The sequence below is a fragment of the Sphingosinicella sp. SM1-17 genome (assembly GCF_056821765.1).
In genome coordinates this window covers 1,416,724-1,436,834 of sequence record NZ_JBPDIO010000001.1, presented here as the reverse complement: position 1 = coordinate 1,436,834, position 20,111 = coordinate 1,416,724, and the positions used below count along the sequence as shown (strand labels likewise).

At 64.0% G+C, this 20,111-nt stretch carries 18 protein-coding genes and 1 tRNA gene; 9 read left to right on the top strand and 10 right to left on the bottom strand.

The features are described from left to right. Positions 1–14: 14 nt before the first annotated feature. Positions 15–2,597 (bottom strand): aminopeptidase N, encoded by a 2,583-nt coding sequence (gene pepN / locus ACRYLT_RS07220; protein WP_482663409.1) that lies wholly within the window; start codon positions 2,595–2,597, stop codon positions 15–17. 148 nt (positions 2,598–2,745) lie between these two features. Between pepN and ACRYLT_RS07215 the strand changes: the two genes are divergently transcribed. The 3 genes from ACRYLT_RS07215 to ACRYLT_RS07205 all read left to right on the top strand — a co-directional run bounded on the left by ACRYLT_RS07215 (position 2,746) and on the right by ACRYLT_RS07205 (position 4,110). Beyond that, a complete protein-coding gene (locus ACRYLT_RS07215; protein WP_482663408.1) occupies positions 2,746–3,219 on the top strand; it encodes a hypothetical protein in 474 nt (157 codons plus the stop codon). 100 nt (positions 3,220–3,319) lie between these two features. Then, positions 3,320–3,592 (top strand): GlsB/YeaQ/YmgE family stress response membrane protein, encoded by a 273-nt coding sequence (locus tag ACRYLT_RS07210; protein ID WP_482663407.1) that lies wholly within the window; start codon positions 3,320–3,322, stop codon positions 3,590–3,592. 122 nt (positions 3,593–3,714) lie between these two features. After that, a complete protein-coding gene (locus ACRYLT_RS07205) occupies positions 3,715–4,110 on the top strand; it encodes a DUF6491 family protein (protein WP_482663406.1) in 396 nt (131 codons plus the stop codon). Here ACRYLT_RS07205 and ACRYLT_RS07200 read toward each other — a convergent pair. Both ACRYLT_RS07200 and ACRYLT_RS07195 read right to left on the bottom strand, forming a co-directional pair. Beyond that, positions 4,070–5,044: a DMT family transporter gene (locus ACRYLT_RS07200; RefSeq protein WP_482663405.1), complete on the bottom strand. Its 975-nt coding sequence runs from the start codon at positions 5,042–5,044 to the stop codon at positions 4,070–4,072. The genes ACRYLT_RS07205 and ACRYLT_RS07200 overlap by 41 nt on opposite strands. Further along, positions 5,041–6,045 (bottom strand): threonine aldolase family protein, encoded by a 1,005-nt coding sequence (locus ACRYLT_RS07195; protein ID WP_482663404.1) that lies wholly within the window; start codon positions 6,043–6,045, stop codon positions 5,041–5,043. Before ACRYLT_RS07195 ends, ACRYLT_RS07200 begins: the two co-directional genes overlap by 4 nt. 141 nt (positions 6,046–6,186) lie before the next feature. Between ACRYLT_RS07195 and ACRYLT_RS07190 the strand changes: the two genes are divergently transcribed. The 3 genes from ACRYLT_RS07190 (at position 6,187) to ACRYLT_RS07180 (ending at position 7,275) form a co-directional block, all read left to right on the top strand. After that, positions 6,187–6,621, top strand: a complete 435-nt coding sequence (locus tag ACRYLT_RS07190) for a PilZ domain-containing protein (protein WP_482663403.1) — start codon at positions 6,187–6,189, stop codon at positions 6,619–6,621. A 9-nt stretch (positions 6,622–6,630) separates the two neighbouring features. Then, complete coding sequence (locus ACRYLT_RS07185; RefSeq protein WP_482663402.1) at positions 6,631–7,020, top strand: PilZ domain-containing protein; 390 nt, start codon at positions 6,631–6,633, stop codon at positions 7,018–7,020. Between the two features lie 87 nt (positions 7,021–7,107). After that, the gene (locus ACRYLT_RS07180; RefSeq protein WP_482663401.1) at positions 7,108–7,275 is read left to right on the top strand and encodes a hypothetical protein; all 168 of its coding nucleotides are present in this window, start codon (positions 7,108–7,110) and stop codon (positions 7,273–7,275) included. Between the two features lie 24 nt (positions 7,276–7,299). Here ACRYLT_RS07180 and ACRYLT_RS07175 read toward each other — a convergent pair. Then, a tRNA-Thr gene (locus ACRYLT_RS07175) sits at positions 7,300–7,374 on the bottom strand. A gap of 167 nt (positions 7,375–7,541) precedes the next feature. On the opposite strand from ACRYLT_RS07175, the gene ACRYLT_RS07170 reads away from it, so the two are divergent. Continuing rightward, positions 7,542–7,682 (top strand): hypothetical protein, encoded by a 141-nt coding sequence (locus ACRYLT_RS07170; protein ID WP_482663400.1) that lies wholly within the window; start codon positions 7,542–7,544, stop codon positions 7,680–7,682. 18 nt (positions 7,683–7,700) lie between these two features. Here the strand turns inward: ACRYLT_RS07170 and ACRYLT_RS07165 are convergent, their stop codons facing one another. Further along, positions 7,701–9,500, bottom strand: coding sequence for an aminopeptidase P family protein (locus ACRYLT_RS07165; RefSeq protein ID WP_482663399.1), 1,800 nt, complete (start codon positions 9,498–9,500; stop codon positions 7,701–7,703). A gap of 168 nt (positions 9,501–9,668) precedes the next feature. On the opposite strand from ACRYLT_RS07165, the gene ACRYLT_RS07160 reads away from it, so the two are divergent. Further along, complete coding sequence (locus ACRYLT_RS07160) at positions 9,669–11,747, top strand: S9 family peptidase (protein ID WP_482663398.1); 2,079 nt, start codon at positions 9,669–9,671, stop codon at positions 11,745–11,747. Positions 11,748–11,797: 50 nt separating this feature from the next. Next, the gene (locus ACRYLT_RS07155; RefSeq protein WP_482663397.1) at positions 11,798–12,190 is read left to right on the top strand and encodes an acyl-CoA thioesterase; all 393 of its coding nucleotides are present in this window, start codon (positions 11,798–11,800) and stop codon (positions 12,188–12,190) included. Here ACRYLT_RS07155 and ACRYLT_RS07150 read toward each other — a convergent pair. The 5 genes from ACRYLT_RS07150 to ACRYLT_RS07130 all read right to left on the bottom strand — a co-directional run bounded on the left by ACRYLT_RS07150 (position 12,123) and on the right by ACRYLT_RS07130 (position 19,989). Continuing rightward, positions 12,123–12,887, bottom strand: a complete 765-nt coding sequence (locus ACRYLT_RS07150) for an esterase/lipase family protein (protein ID WP_482663396.1) — start codon at positions 12,885–12,887, stop codon at positions 12,123–12,125. The genes ACRYLT_RS07155 and ACRYLT_RS07150 overlap by 68 nt on opposite strands. After that, positions 12,871–14,130: a serine--tRNA ligase gene (gene serS, locus ACRYLT_RS07145; RefSeq protein ID WP_482663395.1), complete on the bottom strand. Its 1,260-nt coding sequence runs from the start codon at positions 14,128–14,130 to the stop codon at positions 12,871–12,873. Before serS ends, ACRYLT_RS07150 begins: the two co-directional genes overlap by 17 nt. 190 nt (positions 14,131–14,320) lie before the next feature. Beyond that, on the bottom strand, positions 14,321–17,323 hold the full coding sequence (locus tag ACRYLT_RS07140) for a TonB-dependent receptor domain-containing protein (RefSeq protein WP_482663394.1): 3,003 nt from the start codon (positions 17,321–17,323) through the stop codon (positions 14,321–14,323). A 375-nt stretch (positions 17,324–17,698) separates the two neighbouring features. Then, on the bottom strand, positions 17,699–18,328 hold the full coding sequence (locus ACRYLT_RS07135; RefSeq protein WP_482663393.1) for a response regulator: 630 nt from the start codon (positions 18,326–18,328) through the stop codon (positions 17,699–17,701). Then, entirely contained in the window at positions 18,325–19,989 is a 1,665-nt protein-coding gene (locus tag ACRYLT_RS07130) for a sensor histidine kinase (RefSeq protein WP_482663392.1), read from the bottom strand. The genes ACRYLT_RS07135 and ACRYLT_RS07130 overlap by 4 nt, the downstream gene beginning before the upstream one ends. Positions 19,990–20,111 lie beyond the last annotated feature (122 nt).

Here is a 20,111-nt window from a genome sequence, read left to right as displayed (position 1 = left end):
GCTGCGGGCCGCCCCTAGGCGAGGCTCTTCGACGCCTGCTCGAAAACGTCCTTCGAGAGACCGGGCGTCGCGACGATCCTCTGGAGCTGCGCCCGCATGAGTGCCGCCCGTTCCTCGTCGAAGCGACGCCAGCGCCCGAGCGGAGGCACCAGTTTCGCCGCGGTCTGAGGATTAAGCCTGTCTTCGGCGAGGGTCATGTCGGCAAGGAAACGATAGCCGCGGCCGGAAGGATCGTGAAAGGCGCGCTGGTTGACCGAAAAGGCGCCGACCAGCGAGCGCAGCCGGTTGGGATTGGAAAGGGTGAAATCGGGGTGGCCGGCTAGCGCTTCCACCGCCTCGGGCGTGTCCGCCCGGGTCGAAAGCGCCTGAGTGCTGAACCATTTGTCCAGCACCAGGGCATTGTCGCGATAGCGGCCGTAAAAGGCCTCGAGAGCTGCCGTTCGCTCTTCCGAATAGCCGTTGGCGAGGATTCCGAGCGCGCCCTGCCGATCGGTCATGTTGTCGGCTTCGTCGAACTGGCGCTTGGCGAGCAGGGCCGAATCGGCGGCACCCGACGCCGTGATATAGCCGAGGGAAATCGTCCGAAGCCGGCGAGCCCCCTTGGCGGCGGGGCTGTATTCGTAGCGATTGGCGGCATGGGCCGAATAGGCCGAGCGCCAGAGATCTTCGAGCTCGGCGCCGAGTTGAGCGCGGAGCGCCTCGCGGCGAGCATGGATCGCTTCCGGATCGACCACCGCCATCTGATCGCCGATGAACGCTTCGCTCGGCAGCAGCACCGCTTCCGCAATGAAGGCCGGGTCCAGCGCCTCGTCGGTCAAGGTCCGGCGAACCGCCTCGACGACCGGCCGGTGATCGGCCTCGTCGCTCGAAACCGCCGCGACCAGCACATCGAGCATCAGTTGTTGCATCGCTTCGTAGCGGGCGAAGGGGTCGGTTTCGAAGGCCGAAAGAAAGGCGAGGTCCGCCGAGCTCCGGTCGGACTCGATCGCGACCGGCGCCGAGAAATCGCGATTGATCGAAAGGACCGGTCGAGCGGGCGCCGACGGAAGGGTGATCTCCGCCTGCGCTTCGTCAAGCAGGACCAGCCGCTCGTCCGTCGCTTGGCCGGTCGCCACGTCGAAAAGCGCCAGCTTGAGCGGGATCGGCATCGGACGCTTGCGGTCCTGCCCTGGCGTCGGCGGCACTTCCTGCTCGAGGCGCACGCGAACGGCGTCGCCGTCCTGCGCAAGCCTCGCCCGCACCTTCGGAGTGCCGGCCTGACTGTACCAGAGCCGGAACTGCGACAGGTCGATTGCGCTCGCCTCCTCCATCGACCGGACGAAATCCTCGCAGGTCACCGCCTGACCGTCGAATCGCTCGAAATAGAGGTCGCAGCCGGCGCGAAACTTCTCCGGGCCGAGGATGGTGTGCATCATCCGGATCAGTTCGGCCCCCTTGTTGTAGATAGTCGCGGTGTAGAAGTTGCTGATCTCGATATAGGAATCGGGCCGGACCGGATGGGCGAGCGGACCCGAATCCTCGGGAAACTGAGCCGCCCGCAGCATCCGCACGTCCTCGATCCTCTTGACGGCGCGCGAGCCCATGTCCGCCGAGAATTGCTGGTCGCGGAAGACAGTGAAGCCTTCCTTCAACGAGAGCTGGAACCAGTCCCGGCAAGTGACCCGATTACCCGACCAGTTGTGGAAATATTCGTGAGCGACGACGCCGGCGATCGCGTCGTAATCGGCATCCGTCGCCGTGTCCGGATCGGCGAGGATGTAGCGGGAATTGAAGATGTTGAGGCCCTTATTCTCCATCGCTCCGAAGTTGAAGTCGGCCACCGCGACGATGTTGAACACGGCCAGGTCATATTCGCGGCCGAACACCTCCTCGTCCCACTTCATCGCCGACTTCAGCGCCTTCATCGCATGGTCGGTCTTGGCCAGGTCGCCTTCGCGGACCCAGATGCCCAGCTCGACCTCGCGCCCTGATCGCGTGACGAAACGATCGCGATTGGCCACCAGGTCGCCGGCAACCAAAGCGAACAGGTAGCTCGGCTTCGGGAATGGGTCGTGCCACTCGGCCCAGTGGCGACCATCCTGGAGTTCGCCCGAGCCGACCGGATCGCCATTGCAAAGCAGCACCGGATACAGCGCCTTCTCGGCGATCAGCTTGACTCGGTAGCGGCTGAGCACGTCCGGCCGATCGGGAAATGGCGTGATCCGGCGAAAACCCTCCGCCTCGCACTGGGTGCAGAGCAATCCCCCCGATTCGTAGAGCCCCATCAGCTGGGTATTGGCCCGCGGCGAAATGGCGACTTCCGTCTCCACCAGCGCCGAGTCGCCGGAGATCGGAAGTTCGAGACGGTCGTCCTCGTAGCGATGATTCACTGGCGCGCCGTCAACCAGGACCCGGACGAGCTCCAGGCCTTCGGCGTCGAGCCGGAGCGGCAGCCGATGATCGCCGCTTCGCTCCACACGGAGCGAGGATCGGACGATCGTCCGATCGGCTCCCAGTGCGAATTCGAGATCGATCTGCGGAATTCGCCATTCGGGGGCGCGATAATCCTCCCGCCTGATGACGGGCGGCTGGGCGGCGGCGGGTCGGGCATCTACCATGGGATGAATCTAGGCCTCCGACCCTGCGCGCGCAATCGCAAGTGGCCCATGCTCGGTTGCTGCGCCGCAGCAGGAGCGCTAGGAAAATTCTCCAGCCGCCTGATTCTTCAGGATTCGGCAAGATTTTCCCGGCGATAACCATCCTCCCATGAGCACCGTCGACGACGTCCTGATCGAACGCCTGTTCTCGCCTTTGGCGGGACGACTGCATCACCTGCTCGGCATCAGCCAGTGGCGGGTAGCCATTGAATGCCTCAATGGCAGCGTCGCTTTCTATCTCGCGGGCGTTGCCTTCTCGCTCGTCGGCAGGGGCATGGACGACGGCATCTTCGTCATCCTGCTGCGGGCCCTCGCCTGGCTGCTGATCATGGAAGCCGTTCGTCGGCTCGCCTATCGGCAGGCGGCCTCTTCAGTGGGAGTCCGGACGGCCCGCGCGCGCGAATGGCTGGTGCGCACTCTGCTGGTGGGAATCGTCCCACTCAGCCTCTGGCACGTCCAGAACTGGCACAGCCTGTTCTATTCCGGATCGCTTCTGATGCTGATTGCCCATCTCTACTTCAAGGCCTCCGACACTCCGCCCCCGGAGCCGCGCGAGAAGCTGGCATTCGGCCGCGCCTCCTGAACATTTTTCCGCCGTAACGAGGGAACCGCTCCCCGCGGCGAAGCGTCTTTATCGTGATCCGCGGCTCTCGAAGCTGTCGGAGCACGGTAGGAGTAACGCCATGGGTCTTATCCTTGCACTGATCATCGGTGGTATCATCGGCTGGCTTGCGAGCATCGTCATGCGGACCAATGCTCAGCAGGGCATTCTTTTGAACATCGTCGTCGGAATCGTCGGCTCTCTGCTCGGCAGCTTCCTGCTCGGGCCGATGCTCGGCGCGGACGGCAACATCCTCAACGCTCCGCTCGATGGCGGCACGCTGCTGGCGGCGTTCATCGGCGCAGTGATCCTGCTGGCGATCGTCAATCTGTTTCGTCGGGGTACCGTCCGTTAAGATATACAGATGCTGAAACAGCCTTGAGGCCCGCGGCCCGATCGGCCGCGGGCCTTTTACTGTCCGATGGCAACTCGCCGGAGCCTGATGCTTTAACCCGTCGGGAGACATAGGAGCCAAGGATGAAACAGGCCTTCTACTTGCCGGTCGCGCTTGCCGTCGCAGGCTGCGCCGTCACCGATCCACCCGAAGGGAGCGCCGCCGCAGGAGCCTCGCCGAGCCAGCGGGAATGCTTCCACGCTTCGAGCGTCAACGGCTTCAGTCCGCGCGGCGACAGGGCCGTCGATGTTCGAGTGGGCGCCAACGAACAATACCGGCTGGAACTTGTCGGCTTCTGTCCCGACGTCGACTGGAGCCAGGCCATTGCGATCCGGACGCGCGGCGGATCGTCATGGATTTGCCGCGGGCTCGACGCCGAGCTGATCGTTCCCAGTCCGAGCGGACGGCAGAGCTGCCTGGTGCAGTCGGTCCGCCGGCTCAGCCCTGCCGAGATCGAGGCGGCGCGGGCGCAGAACTAGCTGCGGCTGCGTCCGGGCTTGGCGGGGCCGGGACCCTGCGGGCGCGAAGGGCGATCACAAGCCCCGCAATCGCCAGCGCGCCACCGGCAAGCGCGAGCACCGACCAGCGATAGCCCTCGAACAGGGTCGAAATCGCCATGGCGACGATCGGGATGAGGACACTGGAATAAGCCGCGCGCGCCGGGCCGACCTTGCGGATGATGTCGTAATACAGCCAGAAGGCGAGCGACGAGGCGACGACGCTGAGATAGACCAGCCCGATCCAGTAGCCGGGACGGGATTCGAGCACCGGCGGACCGACAAAGACCAGGGCAAAGACCGAATCGAGCGAGGCGCCGTAGAGCATCGCCCAGGCCAGCATCGAGGCGATCGGTCGAGCCTTCATTGCCGGCATGAGCTGCATCACGTTCGATATCGAGGCCGCGAGCACTGCCACGAGCACGAGGCCGAGCCCGGTCAGCACCGCGGAGGTCGAGCTCGCCGTCTGGCGGATTTCCTGGACGAACAGCAAAGCGACGCCGATCATCGCCAGTGCCGAACCGATGACGAATCGCGGCGTGACACGTTGCCCGAAGAACATCCGAGCAAAGAGGGCATTGGGCACCACCAGCAAAGCGAAGACGACGGCTGCCAGGCCGGAGGTGATGTACAACTCCGAAGCGTAGACGAAATTATAGTTCACGACGAACTGGAAGGTGCCGAGCTGCAGGGCCAAAGCATGGCCCCCGCGGCCGAGGGCAAGGCTCTGTCCGAGCGCTCGGGCGATCACCATCATTGCCGCGCCGGCGATGAAGAAGCGGTAGCTGACCGACCAGACGTGCGGCACCGTGCCAAGCTGGTCCTTGATGACGATCCAGGTCGAGCTCCAGATCAGGGTGACCAGGAGGAAGGGGAGCAGGATTTTCGGGTCGCGAAACCCGGGTTCGTCGGTCACAGCGCCCGGATGGCGGCGGCGAGAGCGTCGACCTGCGCCGGATCGCTGTCCCAGCTGGTCACCAGCCGAGCTTCGCCAGGCCCCCAGTCGTAGAAGTCGAAGCCTTGGTCGCGGAGCCTCTGCGCCTCCTCCGGAGCGACCTTGACGAAGACCTCATTGGCCTCGACCGGAAGCACCAGGCGCGACGGTCCAGCCGCTTCGGCCAGGCGAGCCGCCGCCGCATTGGCCGCGCGCGCGTTTCGCAGCCACAGATCGTCCTCCAGCATGGCGATGATCTGGGCCGCCAGGAACCGGCCCTTGGACAGCAGATGGCCAGCTCGCTTGCGGCGGTACCGACTGGCAGCCGCAAGGTCGGGACGGAAGAAGATCAAGGCTTCGGCCGACATTCCGCCATTCTTGACGAAACCGAAGCTGAGCGCGTCGACTCCCGCCTTCCAGGTCAGGTCCGCGGGATGGCACCCAAGGCTTGCGACGGCATTGGCGAAGCGCGCGCCGTCCACATGGAAGCCCAGGCCCCGTTCACGACAAAGGGCGCCCAGCGCCGCCGTTTCGTCGGGCGTATAGACCAGCCCATATTCCGTCGCATTGGTGATCGAGAGCGCCGCCGGCTGCACCTGGTGGACATCGTTGCGGACCGTGCCCAGCAGATCCGCGACCGCCCGGGCCGTCAGCTTCGCTCCCTCGCCCTCGCCGAGCAGAAGCTTCGCTCCATGGGTGAAGAATTCCGGAGCGCCGCATTCGTCGTTCTGGATGTGGGCATCCTTGTGGCAGACGATCGCCCCGTGCGGCGGGCAGAGCGCGGCCAAAGCCAGGCTGTTGGCCGCCGTACCCGTGGCGACCCAGAGCGCCTCGACCTCGGTTCCGAACAGGTCGGAAAAGATCGCGTCGAGGCGCTTGCTCCAGGAATCGCCGTCATAGGCCGTGTCGAGCCGATTGGCCGCCGAGAGTGCCTTCAGCACCTCGTCGCAGGCCGCCGCTGCATTGTCGGAGAAGAAGCGCATCGCTGCCGCCAATGTAAGCGGTCGCGACCGGCGTCAACGGTGATGTGCCGGGTTCGATGCGCGGAGATTCCCCTCCTTGCGTTTACCGAAATTTTGGCCTCGCCACGTAAGTGCAGGGAAAGGATTGGGAGAAGACGGGAAATGGGCGTCGATAAAGTGGTGATCTCTCCGGTTGCCGGCGGCAAGCGCTCGGCGAAGCGGGCGCGTGTCCTGCTTTCGGCGAGGTTGAAGACGCCCAACGGGGAGATTGACTGCCGCCTTCGCGACCTTTCCCGCAAGGGAGCGCTCGTCGAGTGCAGTAATGTTCCGCCGGTCGGCGCCGAAGTGGTCTTTTCGCGTGGCTCGACCATTGTTCCCGCCCGGGTCGCCTGGTCCGGGACCAATCGGGTCGGGCTGGAATTCCACTACATGATCGACGAGTCCGAAGTTCTGGTCCAGCTTCGCCGTCCCCAGAGCAGCGACAGCAGCGGACGGTTCCGCCGGCCCGGCCTCAATGAGGGGCTGAGCGACAAGGATCGCAGGCTCGCCCGAGCCTGGGGAGTGACGGTCGGCCTCGCCGTGCCGGACGACATCTGAGGTTTGCCGATGACGGATTTCGCCGACCATTGTTCCTGGGGCTCGTCAGACCAGAGCGGTTCATTGGCCGGCGAACTTTCGACCGATCGGCCGGCCGGGGACACCAAGCCCGCGGGCCGGCAGGCCGAGCGAGTAGCGGTCGAGTTCGGTGCCGGACTGCGCCAGCGCGGCGCTTCGGGAGTTTCGGTACAAGTGATGGACCTGTCCACCCACGGCTTCCGGGTCGCGACCCATCTGGAACTGTGCATCGGAACCGACGTCTGGCTGCGTCTGCCGGGGCTTGAGGCAAGCCATGCCAAGGTGGTCTGGTCCGAAGGCCATTTCGTCGGATGCGCGTTCGAACGGCCGCTTCACCCGGCCGTGCTTGCCATGCTCGTCCAGCGGGCCGGAACCCGCTGAGGCGGGCCGCCGCTGGCGACCGGCGACCCGATTCGGAAATTCGGATCGCCTGTGTTACGTATTTCCGAGTCGAGGGGAGGCGACGGCATGGAATCGGACTATCGCTATTATTCGCGGCGGGCCGCCGAAGAACAGTTGCGGGCCGCCCGCGCCATCACGCCGCAGGCGCAGGAGCGCCATCGGGAGCTTGCCAACCTTTTCGCCGCCAAGGCGGCCGAGCGCATCCGAATCGAGGATCGGCAGTTCGCCCGCTGATCGCGATCAGCGGCTCCGGAACGATGGTGCTGCCGGTGAGGATTGAACTCACGACCTCAGCCTTACCAAGGATGCGCTCTACCACTGAGCTACGGCAGCACGTCGTTCGCGGAAGGCGGCGCTATGGCCGCTGCGGCGATATAGTGTCAAGGCGCCTCGCCGCAAGCTGATCGCTCCCGACCTCTCGCGGAGTCGAAGCGGCCGCCAATCCGTCCCGGCAGGTGTGGATCGTTGCCGAACGCCGATGCCGGTCCTAAGCCGAGCGAATGACCGGAAAGGATGAAGAGCGCGCCAAGCGGCTCGCCGCGGCCCTCAGGGAGAATCTGCGCCGCCGCAAGGCACAGGCGCGCAGCTCAGCCCAAGAGTCCCGGAGCGAAGCCAAGGACGACGGCAGCGGCCAGGCCTAGGCCTGCTCCCACATTCGCCTAATCTTCCAGGGGCCGGCACTGCGCTTCGAGCCAGGCGAGGGGTTCGCCCTCGAGCTTCGGCCCGACGACCTCCAGCACCTTGGCATGATAGTCGTCGATCCAGGCTTTCTCCTCGGGCGTGAGCAGGCCGGCTTCGATCAGGTTGCGGTCGATCGGCGCAAAGGTGAGCGTTTCGAAGCCGAGCACCTTCTTCTCTGCCCCCTCGACCTCCACCGGAACGACCAGCACCAGATTCTCGACCCGGATGCCATATTCGCCCGTCTTGTAGTAGCCCGGCTCGTTCGAGAGAATCATTCCGGCCTTGAGCGGCTCGTCGCCCCCCGGCTGGCCGCTTCCGACCGGCGAAATGCGCTGCGGCCCCTCATGGACGGCCAGGAAGCTGCCGACCCCATGGCCGGTGCCGTGGGCGTAATCCAGGCCGGCGCGCCACAGATATTGCCGGGCGAAGCTGTCGAGTTGCGATCCTCGGGTGCCGTCGGGGAAGAGCGCGCAGGCGACGGCGATGTGGCCCTTCAGCACCCGGGTGAAGCGATCGCGCATCTCGGCGGTCGGCGTTCCGATGACGACGGTGCGGGTGACGTCGGTGGTTCCGTCCGGATATTGCCCACCGCTGTCGACCAAATAGAGAGAGTTCAACTCGAGCGGCCGGTTGGTCGCCTCCGTCACGCGATAATGGACGATCGCTCCGTTCGGTCCGGCGCCTGAAATGGTGTCGAAGCTGAGGTCCCTGAGGTCGCCGCCCTGGCGGCGGAAATCCTGCAGCTTCGCTGCTGCACTCAGTTCGTCGACTCCGCCTTTGGGGGCTTCGATCGACAGCCAGTGCAGGAAACGCACCAGGGCCGCGCCGTCGCGGGCCTGAGCGGCTCGGTGGCCGGCAATCTCGGTGTCGTTCTTGATCGCCTTTGGCAGGACGGCAGGATCGCGTTTCGCCAGAATCCGGGCGCCGGCTTTTTCCAGCGCTTCGAAGATCGCCGCCACCGACCGCTCAGGGTCGACGATGACGGTCTTCCCGCCGAGCGAGGCGAGTTGCGGTTCGAATTCGTGCCGTTCGTGCAACCGAACGCCATTGCCGAGATGCGCCCGCACATCCTCGCCGATTTTCTCGGAAGCGACGAAAAGGTCGGCGGTGCCGTCGGCATGGACGAGGGCAAAGGACAACGCCACCGGCGTATGTTCGACATCCTGGCCCCGCACGTTGAAGGTCCAGGCGATCGAATCGAGCGCCGCCAGAACGGCCGAGTCGGCGCCCTGTTCCCTGAGCGAATCGGCCATTTCCTGGCGTTTAGCCGCCGAGGACTTGCCGGCGTGCCGCTCGGGATGAGCGACGAGCCGGGCACGCGACGGCTCCGGCTGGTCCGCCCACACGGCGTCGATCGGGTTGCGCGGCACCGGGACCAGCTCGGCGCCCTTTTCCGCAAGGGCTTCGCGCGCCTTGACGACCCACTCCTTGGTGTGAAGCCACGGATCATAGCCGATCCGGGCGCCGCCGGGCGCATGGGCCTTCAGCCAATCGGCGACGCTGGTCTCCGGCACCGACTGGTAGCTCCAGTGCCGCCCGTCCACCTGATCGCGCACCTGGAGAGTATAACGGCCATCGACGAAGATGGCCGCTTCCTCGGGCAGCACCACGGCGGATCCGGCCGAGCCCTGGAAGCCCGTCAGCCAGGCCAGACGCTGGGCATAACTGCCGACATACTCGCTCATATGCTCGTCGGTCAGCGGCACCACGAAACCGTCGAGACGGTCTGACTTCAACTGCTCGCGCAAAGCTTGGAGCCGGGCCTCATAGCTGGACATTTGGCTTTTTCCCAATTGGTCTTTATCGCCGTTTCCCTAATACTGAAGAGCGCGGCGCGCCAGCCCGCGCGGGGGTGGGGAACAAGCATGCGTCTAGTCGCACTTTGCCTTCTGATCGCAGCGGCGCCGCTCGCCGCCCAATCGCAAACCCAGCCGCAACGAGACTCCATGACCCGAACGTCCGACCTTCCCGCTCCGCCGCGGGCCGAGCAGCGTCCCCATTCCTTCGAGCGCCACGGGATCCGGATCGACGATCCCTATCACTGGCTCAAGGACCAGTCCTATCCGACGATCGACGACGAGGACGTGCTCCAATATCTTCGGGCGGAGAACGCCTATTTCGAAGCGGCGATGCAGCCGCATCAGCCGCTGATCGAAACCCTGTTCCAGGAGATGCGCGGGCGAATCCCGGAAGACGACAGCTCGGTGCCGGTGAAGGACGGCGACTGGCTCTACTGGTGGGCGTTCGAGCCGGGCGCGCAGTATCGCACCTGGTATCGGCGGCCGGTCGCCGGTGGCGAGCCCCAGATCATCTTCGACGAGCCGCGCGAAGCCGAAGGCAAGCAATATTTCCGGCTCGGGGCGATGGAGATCAGTCCGGACGGCCGCTACGCGGCAATTCTCGTCGACGATGACGGTTCGGAGCGCTTCCAGCTGCGCATCCGCGATCTCGCCAGCGGAGCGGATGTCGAGACCGTTACCGAGGTCGGAATCGGCCAGCCGGTCTGGACCGCCGACAGCCGGGGAGTCGTGTTCACCGAAGTGAACGAGAACTGGCGCAGCTACCGGGCGCGGCTGCACCGGCTGGGCGAGCCGACCGAGAACGACCGAACGCTGTACGAAGAAACGGAGAATGTCGCCTTCACCGTCGGCGTCGGCCGAACTCAGGATCGCCGTTACATCGTCATCAACACCGGCGAGAATGTTTCCAACGAAATCCGACTGGTGCCCGCCGACAATCCGTTGGCCCAACCCCTCCTCGTCGCCGCCCGTCGTCCGAACATCCAATATTCGGTCGATTCCAGCCATGGAAAGCTGTGGATCCTGAGCAATGACGAGCATGTTAACTTCCGTCTTGCCGAAGCCACGCCGGAACGGCCGGGCGACTGGCGGACCGTCATTGCCGGCTCCGACGAGGTGTATCTGCGCGGGATCACCGCCTTTGCCGACCATCTCGCCATCACCGAGCGAGTGAACGGCCTCGATCAGATCCGGCTCCGATCCTATGACGGAACCGAGGAGCGGATCCCGTTCCAGGAAGCGAGCTACACCGTCTCGCTGGGCGCCAACCCGGAATTCGATCCGGCGACCTACCGGCTGAGTTACAGTTCTCTGGTCACTCCGCCGACCGTCTACGACTATCATCCCGCCGAGGACCGACTGGAAACCCGCAAGGTCCAGCGTATCCCGTCCGGATACGATCCGAGCCAGTATGTGACGGAGCGGATCATGGTCCCTTCACGGGACGGCCGGCAGATCCCGGTGTCGATCGTCTACAAACGCGGCTTCGAGCGCAACGGCCAGGGACGGCTCTACCTCTACGCCTACGGCGCTTACGGGATCGCAACGCCCCCGGCGTTCAGCACCAACCGCTTGAGCCTGATCGATCGTGGCTATGCCTATGCCATCGCCCATATCCGGGGCGGGGACGATCTCGGCTATCAATGGTATCTGGACGGGAAGCTCGACCGTCGCACCAACACCTTCAACGATTTCGTCGATGCGGCGCGCGGACTGGTGGCCCAGGGCTATACCCGTCCCGGCAATATCGCGATTCAGGGCGGCTCGGCCGGCGGCGAGCTCATGGGCGCCGTCGTCAATTCCGACCCGGACCTCTGGGGCGCGGTGGTCGCCGACGTGCCGTTCGTGGATGTGCTCAACACGATGCTCGACGAGAGCCTGCCGCTGACGCCCGGCGAGTGGAACGAATGGGGCAATCCGATCACCGACCGGGCAGCCTTCGAATATATCCGCTCCTATTCGCCCTACGACAATGTCCGGGCACAGGAATATCCGCCGCTACTGATCACCGGCGGCCTCAACGATCCGCGGGTCACCTATTGGGAGCCGGCCAAATGGGCAGCGCGCCTTCGTTCCACGAAGACCGACGACAATCTGCTGCTCCTCAAGATCAACATGGGCGCCGGCCATGGCGGCCAGTCGGGACGATGGACCCGGCTGCGCGAGATTGCCGAGGCTTACGCCTTCATCCTCACCCAGATGGGGACGGACGAGAGCGGGCGTTGACGCTTCAGCCTCTATGACGTCCTCGATGGCTGAGGAGCTTGGAGCCTTCAATGACTCCGTTCGAACGGGAGATCACCGCCGCGCCCGAGGACATTGACGAGCTGGGGCACGTCAACAATGCGGTCTGGGTCCGGTGGATCCAGGACATGGCCACCGCTCACTGGCGCGCCGTCGCAGCTCCGGCGCATGTCGATGCCTATGTGTGGGTCGTGACCCGCCACGAGATCGACTATCTGAGGGCGGTCGGCCCCGGCGAAATGGTCATCGGCCGGACCTGGGTCGGCGAAGCGCCTCGCGGCGCCCGTTTCGACCGGCATGTCGAGTTCGTCGGGGCGGACGGACGGCGGCGCGTTCGAGCGAAGACGACCTGGGCGATCATCGACAAAAAGACGGGGCGTCCGATCCGTGTTCCAGCCGAGGTCGCGGCGCCGTTCCTCCGCTGAAAGTGCAGATCGCGTCGACGATAGTGGGAAAAGCCCGGGCGCTGACGGCGAAGCCCATGTGACTGCAGTCCAGCTCGATCTGCCGGTCGCTTTCGCCCGGCTCGCCCCGGGCGGCGCAGGGCGCGACGATGCCGTCGCGGCGGGACCAGAGCGCAAGCGTCGGAACCGGGGGTTTCTCCTCGAGCACCGTCTTGATCGGAGGATCGTCCACGGGGTGACCGGCGACCAGCTCGTAGAGCGGCCAGACATTGTTGTTTCGCCGGTCCCCGGAAAAAGGCGATCCCAGGGTGACGACGCTCGATACCAGATCGGGGCGGACCTTGGCGGCTTCCCGGGCATAGACGCCGCCGAGGCTCCAGCCGACCAGGGTGACGGGTTCGCCGCCGCCGAAATCCTCGATCCGTTCGACGATCCGGTCGAGCGTGTCCACCTGGACGCCGGTGTTGATTCCCATGCCCCAGCCGGTGACCCGGAACCCCGCTCCGGCCAGGGCACGCTGAAGCCCAAGCGTGGTCCGATCGGTGGCAAGGAAACCCGGAATCACCATCAGCCTGGGGCCGTCCGCCGGACCGCGCTGGCCGAGATGACCGAAGGAGCGATAGAATCGAAGCAGGAGGAAGGCGGCTTCGATCAGCAGCCGCCATCGTGACGGAGGCAGCGAGTCGGGATCTCGGCCCGATCTAGAGATACTCGCCATCCATCAGCTCGTGGAGGGCGGCCGGCAGCCGAACGCGCCCGTCAGCCGTCTGGTGGTTCTCCAGCAGCGGAACGAGCAGGCGGGGCGTCGCCAAGGCGGTGTTGTTGAGCGTGTGGACGAAGCGGACCTTGCGCTCCTCGTCCCTCCAGCGAAGATTGGCCCGACGAGCCTGCCAGTCGTGCAAGGTGGAACAGCTGTGGGTCTCCCGATACTTGCCGAGGCTCGGTACCCAGCATTCGATATCGTTCATCCGATACTTGCCGGTCCCCATGTCCCCGGTGGAGGCTTCGATCACCTGATAGGGGATTTCGAGCGCCTGAAGCATGGCTTCGGCATTGGCGAGCAGCCGGGCGTGCCAGCGGGCACTTTCCTCCGGATCGTCGCGGCAGATCACATATTGTTCGAGCTTGTAGAATTGATGGACCCGGAGCAGGCCGCGCACGTCGCGACCGGCGCTTCCCGCTTCGCGCCGGAAGCAGGGCGAGTAGCCGGCATAAAGGATGGGCAGCTTTTCGGCTTCGATGATCTCGCCCGAATGAAGGCCGGTCAGCGCGATTTCGCCAGTGCCCGCGAGATACAGTTCGTCCGCGGGAACATGGTAGGCCTCTTCCTCGTGCCCCGGAAAGTGCCCGGTGCCGACGAAGGCCTGCGGTCGGGCCAGCGAAGGGACGGTCATCAGGGTGAAGCCGTCGGCCGCGAGCCGCTTCTGCGCCCACAGCATCAACGCCTGCTCGAGCAGCGCCAGGCGGCCCTTCAGGCAATAGGTCCGCGACCCCGCCACCTGAGTGATTCGGCCCAGATCGGCCCAGTCGTTCCTCTCGACCAGCGCGACATGGTCGAGCGGCTCGAAATCGAACCGCGGCAGCTCGCCTTCGCGCCGAACGACGGTGTTGAACGTCTCGTCAGGCCCGACGGGCGCCCCCTCCCAGGGAAGGTTCGGAACCCGAAGAAGCAGCGCGTCGAGGGCGGCCTGCTTCTCGCCGAGCGACGCCTCGGTTCCGGAGATTTCCGCTCCGATCGCCTTGGCCCGCTGACCGAGCGCCGGCCTTTGCTCCGGAGGAGCGCTCTTGAAGCCGTCGCTGATCTCGTTGCGCTTCCGTCGAAGCTCGTCGACTCGAGTCTTGAGCTCCCGCACTTCGCCGTCGAGCGCCAGCAGAGCCTCGAGATCGAGCGACACGCCTTTCTGCTCGGCGGCGGTACGAACGGCATCCGGATTTTCGCGAATGAAGACGAGGCTCAGCATTGCGCCCTAATGCCGACGCGGCACCCACGCGTCAAAGGCAAGCTTGAAGGAGTGGGCGTGCCGCGGGCGGATCGCTGCCACGCGCGAAAAAAGGAGCCGAAGACGCTTGAGCGTCTTCGGCCCACTTGGATGGAGGTCCATCCGATAGCAGGGAGGCTAGGGGTCTCCCTGAACTCTGCTCCGGACCGACCTAGAAGCGAAGGTTGGCGGAGATGAAGAAGTCGCGTCCCAGCACGTCATAAGTGCCCGGCCAGGTGTTCGCCTGCTGAGCGTTCGGACCCATGACCGGCGGCTGCTTATCGAAAAGGTTGTTGACGCCCATGTTCAACGTGAGGTTGTCGTTCACCTCGAAAGCGAAGGCGAGGTCGAAATAGTCGAAGGCGGGGATCCGCTCGACCACGCGAACCGCCGCCGCGTCGTCGTTGACGGCGCTGACGTGCCGCCAGCGGACACTAGTCGTGATCGGTCCGTCGACCCACGAGAGACGGCTCGTCCATTTCCACTCAGGCGTCGGCTCACCGCAGGTGCTGCCAAATTGACCCGCGCACTGATTCACCGTCGGCAGGCCGACCACCGGAATGAAATCGTTCTCATCCGTCCAGGTTGCGAGCGCGAAGAAGCTCAATCGGGATTCGCCCGCACCCATCAGGCTGAAGCCCAGCGGCTGGGTATAGTCGACCTGGATGTCGACGCCGTTGGTCAGCAAAGCGCCGAGATTGGCATTGTTGGCACGAACCACGAACTGTCCGCCCGAAATGACGCCGGTCAGCGGATTGCGGACGATGGACTGGCAGAGCGGGTTGTTGATGTCCTGAATGGTCAAGTAGCAGAGATTGAGGATGTTGGCGACGCCGCCGGCGGCCGAAGCGATCGCATTGGCGATCTCGATGTCGTAATAATCGACGGTGATGTTGAGCCTTGGAATGAACCGGGGACGCAAGACCACACCGGCGGTCCAGGTATCCGCCACCTCTTCCTGCAAGTCCGGGTTTCCGCCGAAGGTCCCCTGGATCTGCGGGTTCGGCTGGAGAGCGGACGTGAACACCGCCGCCTGAGGAACACCGGTCGCGATGCAAAGCTGACGGATCGTCGCAGCGTCGGCGCGATTCGCGTTAGCCGGCACGGCGCACGGATCGGTCGCCTGCGGGAAACCGATCTGCTGTCCACCGAACAGCTCCAGAACGTTCGGTGCACGCACCGCCCGTTGGTACTGGCCGCGGAGCGTGACGTCGCGGATCGGCGCAAGCTCAGCGCCTACCGCATAGGTCCATACCCCGCCGACCGCTTCGAGCGAGTAGTCGGAATAGCGGGCAGCGCCGTTCAGTTCCAGGCGATGAATGAAGTTGTCCTGGATGATGGGCACGCGGATCTCGGCGAAGACCTCCTTCACATCGTAGCTGCCGGCGGTCGGGTTGCCGGCATTGAAGCCGACGACATCGCCCGAGGAAAGCGCCGTGTCGGGGATGAATCTTCCCTGCATGCTCCGCCATTCCACGCCCGCGGCGAAGGCCACCGGATCGTTAGCCCAGCCAAACTGGAAGAGGGGTCCGGAGAGGCTGGCCTGGGCCACCTGGAGCTGAGAGATTTCGGCGTTCTGAGCCAGGATCGAGATGTTCGAAATGCACTGCTGGCTCAGCTGGCCTCCGCCGAACACGTTGCAGGTGCCATTCGAGACGTTCCTGTAGAAAGCGGAACGCGAGATGTTCCCTTCCTGGATATTCGAGTTTCGAGTGCGCCCGAATGAATAATAGACGTCGTAGGTCAGCGTGTCCGTGAGGTCGCCGCGGATCCCGAACAAGGTGCGGAACGCGTTCCTCTCGAACTCGGTATTCCGCGAGCCCACCTGGGTGACGCGCTGATTGACCTCAAGCCGAACGAAGCCGGGCGCAAGCGCGGGAACGCTCACCTGGGCGCCGCCCTGGTTGAAGCTGAAAGCTCCGAACGGGAGCGTATTGCCGCGGGCTGCTGCCGCAGCGTTGGCGGCAAGCTGGTTCGCCGAGATTTGCTGCAGCTGAGCGAAAGTGGCCGGATTCACGAAACCCTGGATCGCCGCCAGATTGATGTCGACGTTCTGGGTGATCGGAGTCGCCGCCAATTCGTTCGCGGTCGTGCTGTTGACGTAGCTGATCTCGGTATAGGCGTTGATCCCCTCGGCCACCTCATATTCGGCATAGCCGCCGAGCAGCCACCGCTCCTGGGGAACCATCAGATAGTTTTCGGGGGCGAAATTGTGCGCGTCGGTCGCCGCCACATAGGGGCGGGCGACGCCCGGGGTCCCGAAGAAGGCACCGAGGCCTGGGAAGCTCGTTCCGGCGGCGATGTTCAACGTGGTCGCGGCGTTCCCGCCGACAGCCGGCAGGGTCACGGTGCCCGGAGCGACGAAACGGCCCTGGGGAACGTTCGCCGAGCCTTGGCAGATCAGCGCTCCGGCGGACTCGCCACGAGCGCAGCGGGAGAAATCACGGTCGGACTGCATGATCTGACCGCGATTGTAATATTCGGCAAAGGCCGCGACATGGCCGCGGCCATCGGCGAACTGGGTGCCGATGCCGACATAGGCATTGTAGCGACGGCCATCGCCCTCCTCGGTGATCGAATATTGGCCGCCGGCGATCATGCCTTCAAGATCGCTCCGCAGGCGGAAGTTGACCACGCCGGCGAGAGCGTCGGAGCCGTAGACGGCCGAAGCACCGCCGGTCACGACATCGACGCTGTCGATCATGAATTGCGGAATGGTGTTGAGATCGACCACCTGGTTCGTCGAATAGAACATCCAGCGCCGACCGTTGACCAGAACGAGGTTGCGCTGAGTGCCGAGACCACGGAGATTCAAAGTGGCGAAACCGCCACCGGGATTGTTCGAGAAAGCCGTGGTGCCGGGAATGACCTGCGGCAAGGTGTTGATCACCTGCTCGACGTTGACTGCGCCGGTCAGTCGGAACTCCTCGTCCTGCACGACCGCGAGCGGACTGGTAGAAGTAAGGTCGCGGCGAGCAATGCGCGAACCCGTGACGACGATGGATTCGCCACCGCGATCCTGAGCGTCCGGAGCCGCATCAGCCTCGGCCTGAACCGACGGCTGGTCGTTCGTTCGGTCTTGCGGCTGGGCATAAGCAGGCGAGGCAAATGCAACTGCCGCACTGCTCATCAGAGCAACATGCAGGGAAACGTTCTTGGTCTGGAAACCGATCATTCTTGCCCCCTTCTGGGTTGGATCAATGCTTGCGCGCCTCTTGTGGCGGTCGGCCGGCCCAGCGGCTCTTCCCGTATGGACGAAGCCCCACACCACTCAGATGTTCGAGTTGATATCAGGCGATTGTGGGCGCCACGATTTGTCGAAGGTTATAGTCGACCATTAACCTTCGTTATTTTCCCGAGGAGGGCTCCGGAGTGAGGGGACACAAAGCCCGTCGAACCACGAGCGAAAATTTAGCGGCGTTGCTCTCGCGCAACAGTGGGTGGCCTTCTGGGGAGGGAAAGGCGGGCGAGTGGCGAATGGTCGGTAGAGACTTGTGCGTTCGAACGGTCGCTTCAAAACTCTTCGACTGATGTTGGGCTGATCGCCCGTTCAGGTCAGGGTCTCTTCCCGAACTCGAAGCGCGAGTTCGGTCCGGCTCGCGACGCCGAGCTTCTCATAGATCCGGTGAAGATAAACCTTCACCGTCCCTTCGGTCAGGCCAAGCTGCACCCCGATCTCGCGATTTCGAAGGCCGCGCGACACCAGTTCAGCAATCGCCCTTTCGCGCGGGCTTAGAGCAGCAAGGCAAGTTTCTTCCGGACCTCCTCGCATCTTCAGGTCGAGGGCCTGCTGAAGCAAGCTCGGTTCGATCCAGCGACTACCGCTGACAACTTCGTTCAGGCAGGTGAGCAAGCGGTCCTGCGCGCTCTCCTTGAGAACGATTCCCTGAACAGCCAAGACAAGTGCATCCAGCAGGCGCTGTCCGCCGATTTCGGCAGTGAGGAGCACGATCGGCAGATCCTGGGACTGGGCGCGAAGATGTCGCACCACCTCGATGCCGCTCATGCCGGGCAGACGTTCATCGAGGATCAGAATGTCCGGTCGAAGTCGATCCACGGCCGGCGCAACCGAGACCCCGTCCAGCACCTTGCCAACCACGCGGTAGGGCGTGTCCCGGAGAATGGCATCGATGCCGGACAGGATGATCGGGTGATCGTCGGCAACCAATATCCGAGTCATCGTACTCGACCCAGCGGAAGGGAGATGGCAATCTGAGAACCTTCCTTGCCGGTCACAAGTGCAAGATTCCCCCCGAGGGATTTGACTCGTTCGCTCAGTGACCAGGGAGCCCCGCTTTCTTCCGACGAGACGCTGCCCTTGTTTGGAAAGCCCGTCCCGTCGTCCGTTACAATGAGCCGGATCGAGTCTTCACAGGCATCAACTCGGATCGCGACATTATTCGCTTTGCCGTGCCGCACCGCGTTAGCCACGGCCTCCCTAACCAGTTGCTGGCAATCTCGCTCCAGCACGACCGACGCCCGAAGATCGGAAGGACAATGATCCAGGCTACAGTTCACATTCCACTGCCTCGACATGCGTTCCGTCAGCTCTCGCAGGCTCTGCTGAAGTTCGGTTGCGACACCGGCTGTCTGGGTGCCTCGGAGATCGGCGATCAGCGATCGGAGCTGCCGCTGCTCAACGGCGAGTTCCCGCTGAAGCGTTTCGATCTCGGCGTCGACGTTCGTGGCCGATGCGGCCGCCTTTCGGATTCCTTCCAGGCGGTAAGCCGTACCGGCCAGAAGTTGGAGCACCGAATCATGAAGGTCACGCGACAAAGCGAGCCTGGCGCGACTTTCCACGCCCTCCTCCAGCAGAACCATGACCGACGATCGCTCGAGCGCCGCTGAAACTTCCTCGCCGATCGTCTCCGCCACGTCGAGATCGTCGGAACATAAGCCCGGGACATCGAGCGCGAAAATCACGCCGCCGAAGCCGTCGGAATCGACGGGGATCGCCAATCCATCGATAACATCGAATTGTCCGGCGAAGTTCGAATTCACCGCACGCGGAATGGTCAGGAGGCGCCGGCGACGCGGGACTCGACGCACCAGAACCTCGTCGCGAGCAAGATCGAAGATGAGAGGAGCGTTCAACAGGGAAGGCTCGATCAGGCTAGCAAAAGTCTCCGGGGAATATTTCCGGTCCTTCAGATCACCGTCAGGCTTCCAACTGACATGTGTCCAAGGCTCTTCGTGGCTCCACCAGGCAAACAGCACCCGCCCCGCTCCCACTCGAGCGGCAACATAGTTTATGATTTGCTCGACGGGTGGCTCGGTAGGCCGGTCAGGCCGCGTCATTTTCGGCTGAGGGAGCCGCGTCAGCTTGGCCGGCCGCTGATTGAGTGCAAACCAGACCAGCACCAAAGACAGGACCACCAGATACGCACTGCGAAAGATGAAAATCCGTACGTTGAAGTCTGCCGCATGCCAAGCAAGCGCGGCAAGTCCTGCAGCAAAGAAAAGGAGCACAACCAAAGCGGCGGTCAGAGCCGTTTCGCGCCAGCCCCATTGGACACCAGCCGAGAGGATGATGAAGACGAAAAAGGGAAAGAAGGGGCTGCTGTAACCTTCGGTCATGAAGACCAGCGTCGTGAACAGAACCAAATCGACAAAATGGACCGGACCGGCAAGTCGCGCTTCCAGTCGCCAATCGCTCCACGTGAACGCAAGTAATCCTGCAGCGGCCAGGAAATAACCGGCGAGCAACCAATAGCCCAGTCCGGCGAGCCGTGAAGGCTGAGTTGGATCGAGCCATATTCCAACCAGAAAGACGAGCGCGAGCACGAGTCGGCTGAGCGAGACGACTCGCCACGACCTGTGCTGGAACGCCTTGAGGATCATTGCGATGGCCGCCCCACCCGAACTTTTCGAAGGCTAATCGAGGTTTGACGGCTGTTCAAACGGCATTGCTGCCGGGCAAGCTTGCGAGGAACCCGCACCGACAAAGATCGAGCCGCCGGTGC

Bases quoted from the DNA above. Each gene is read 5' to 3' on its own strand.
- pepN (WP_482663409.1), bottom strand. From the start codon at position 2,597: ATGGTAGATGCCCGACCCGCCGCCGCCCAGCCGCCCGTCATCAGGCGG.
- ACRYLT_RS07215 (WP_482663408.1), top strand. From the start codon at position 2,746: ATGAGCACCGTCGACGACGTCCTGATCGAACGCCTGTTCTCGCCTTTG.
- ACRYLT_RS07210 (WP_482663407.1), top strand. From the start codon at position 3,320: ATGGGTCTTATCCTTGCACTGATCATCGGTGGTATCATCGGCTGGCTT.
- ACRYLT_RS07205 (WP_482663406.1), top strand. From the start codon at position 3,715: ATGAAACAGGCCTTCTACTTGCCGGTCGCGCTTGCCGTCGCAGGCTGC.
- ACRYLT_RS07195 (WP_482663404.1), bottom strand. From the start codon at position 6,045: ATGCGCTTCTTCTCCGACAATGCAGCGGCGGCCTGCGACGAGGTGCTG.
- ACRYLT_RS07190 (WP_482663403.1), top strand. From the start codon at position 6,187: ATGGGCGTCGATAAAGTGGTGATCTCTCCGGTTGCCGGCGGCAAGCGC.
- ACRYLT_RS07185 (WP_482663402.1), top strand. From the start codon at position 6,631: ATGACGGATTTCGCCGACCATTGTTCCTGGGGCTCGTCAGACCAGAGC.
- ACRYLT_RS07180 (WP_482663401.1), top strand. From the start codon at position 7,108: ATGGAATCGGACTATCGCTATTATTCGCGGCGGGCCGCCGAAGAACAG.
- ACRYLT_RS07170 (WP_482663400.1), top strand. From the start codon at position 7,542: ATGACCGGAAAGGATGAAGAGCGCGCCAAGCGGCTCGCCGCGGCCCTC.
- ACRYLT_RS07165 (WP_482663399.1), bottom strand. From the start codon at position 9,500: ATGTCCAGCTATGAGGCCCGGCTCCAAGCTTTGCGCGAGCAGTTGAAG.
- ACRYLT_RS07160 (WP_482663398.1), top strand. From the start codon at position 9,669: ATGACCCGAACGTCCGACCTTCCCGCTCCGCCGCGGGCCGAGCAGCGT.
- ACRYLT_RS07155 (WP_482663397.1), top strand. From the start codon at position 11,798: ATGACTCCGTTCGAACGGGAGATCACCGCCGCGCCCGAGGACATTGAC.
- ACRYLT_RS07150 (WP_482663396.1), bottom strand. From the start codon at position 12,887: ATGGCGAGTATCTCTAGATCGGGCCGAGATCCCGACTCGCTGCCTCCG.
- serS (WP_482663395.1), bottom strand. From the start codon at position 14,130: ATGCTGAGCCTCGTCTTCATTCGCGAAAATCCGGATGCCGTTCGTACC.
- ACRYLT_RS07140 (WP_482663394.1), bottom strand. From the start codon at position 17,323: ATGATCGGTTTCCAGACCAAGAACGTTTCCCTGCATGTTGCTCTGATG.
- ACRYLT_RS07135 (WP_482663393.1), bottom strand. From the start codon at position 18,328: ATGACTCGGATATTGGTTGCCGACGATCACCCGATCATCCTGTCCGGC.
- ACRYLT_RS07130 (WP_482663392.1), bottom strand. From the start codon at position 19,989: ATGATCCTCAAGGCGTTCCAGCACAGGTCGTGGCGAGTCGTCTCGCTC.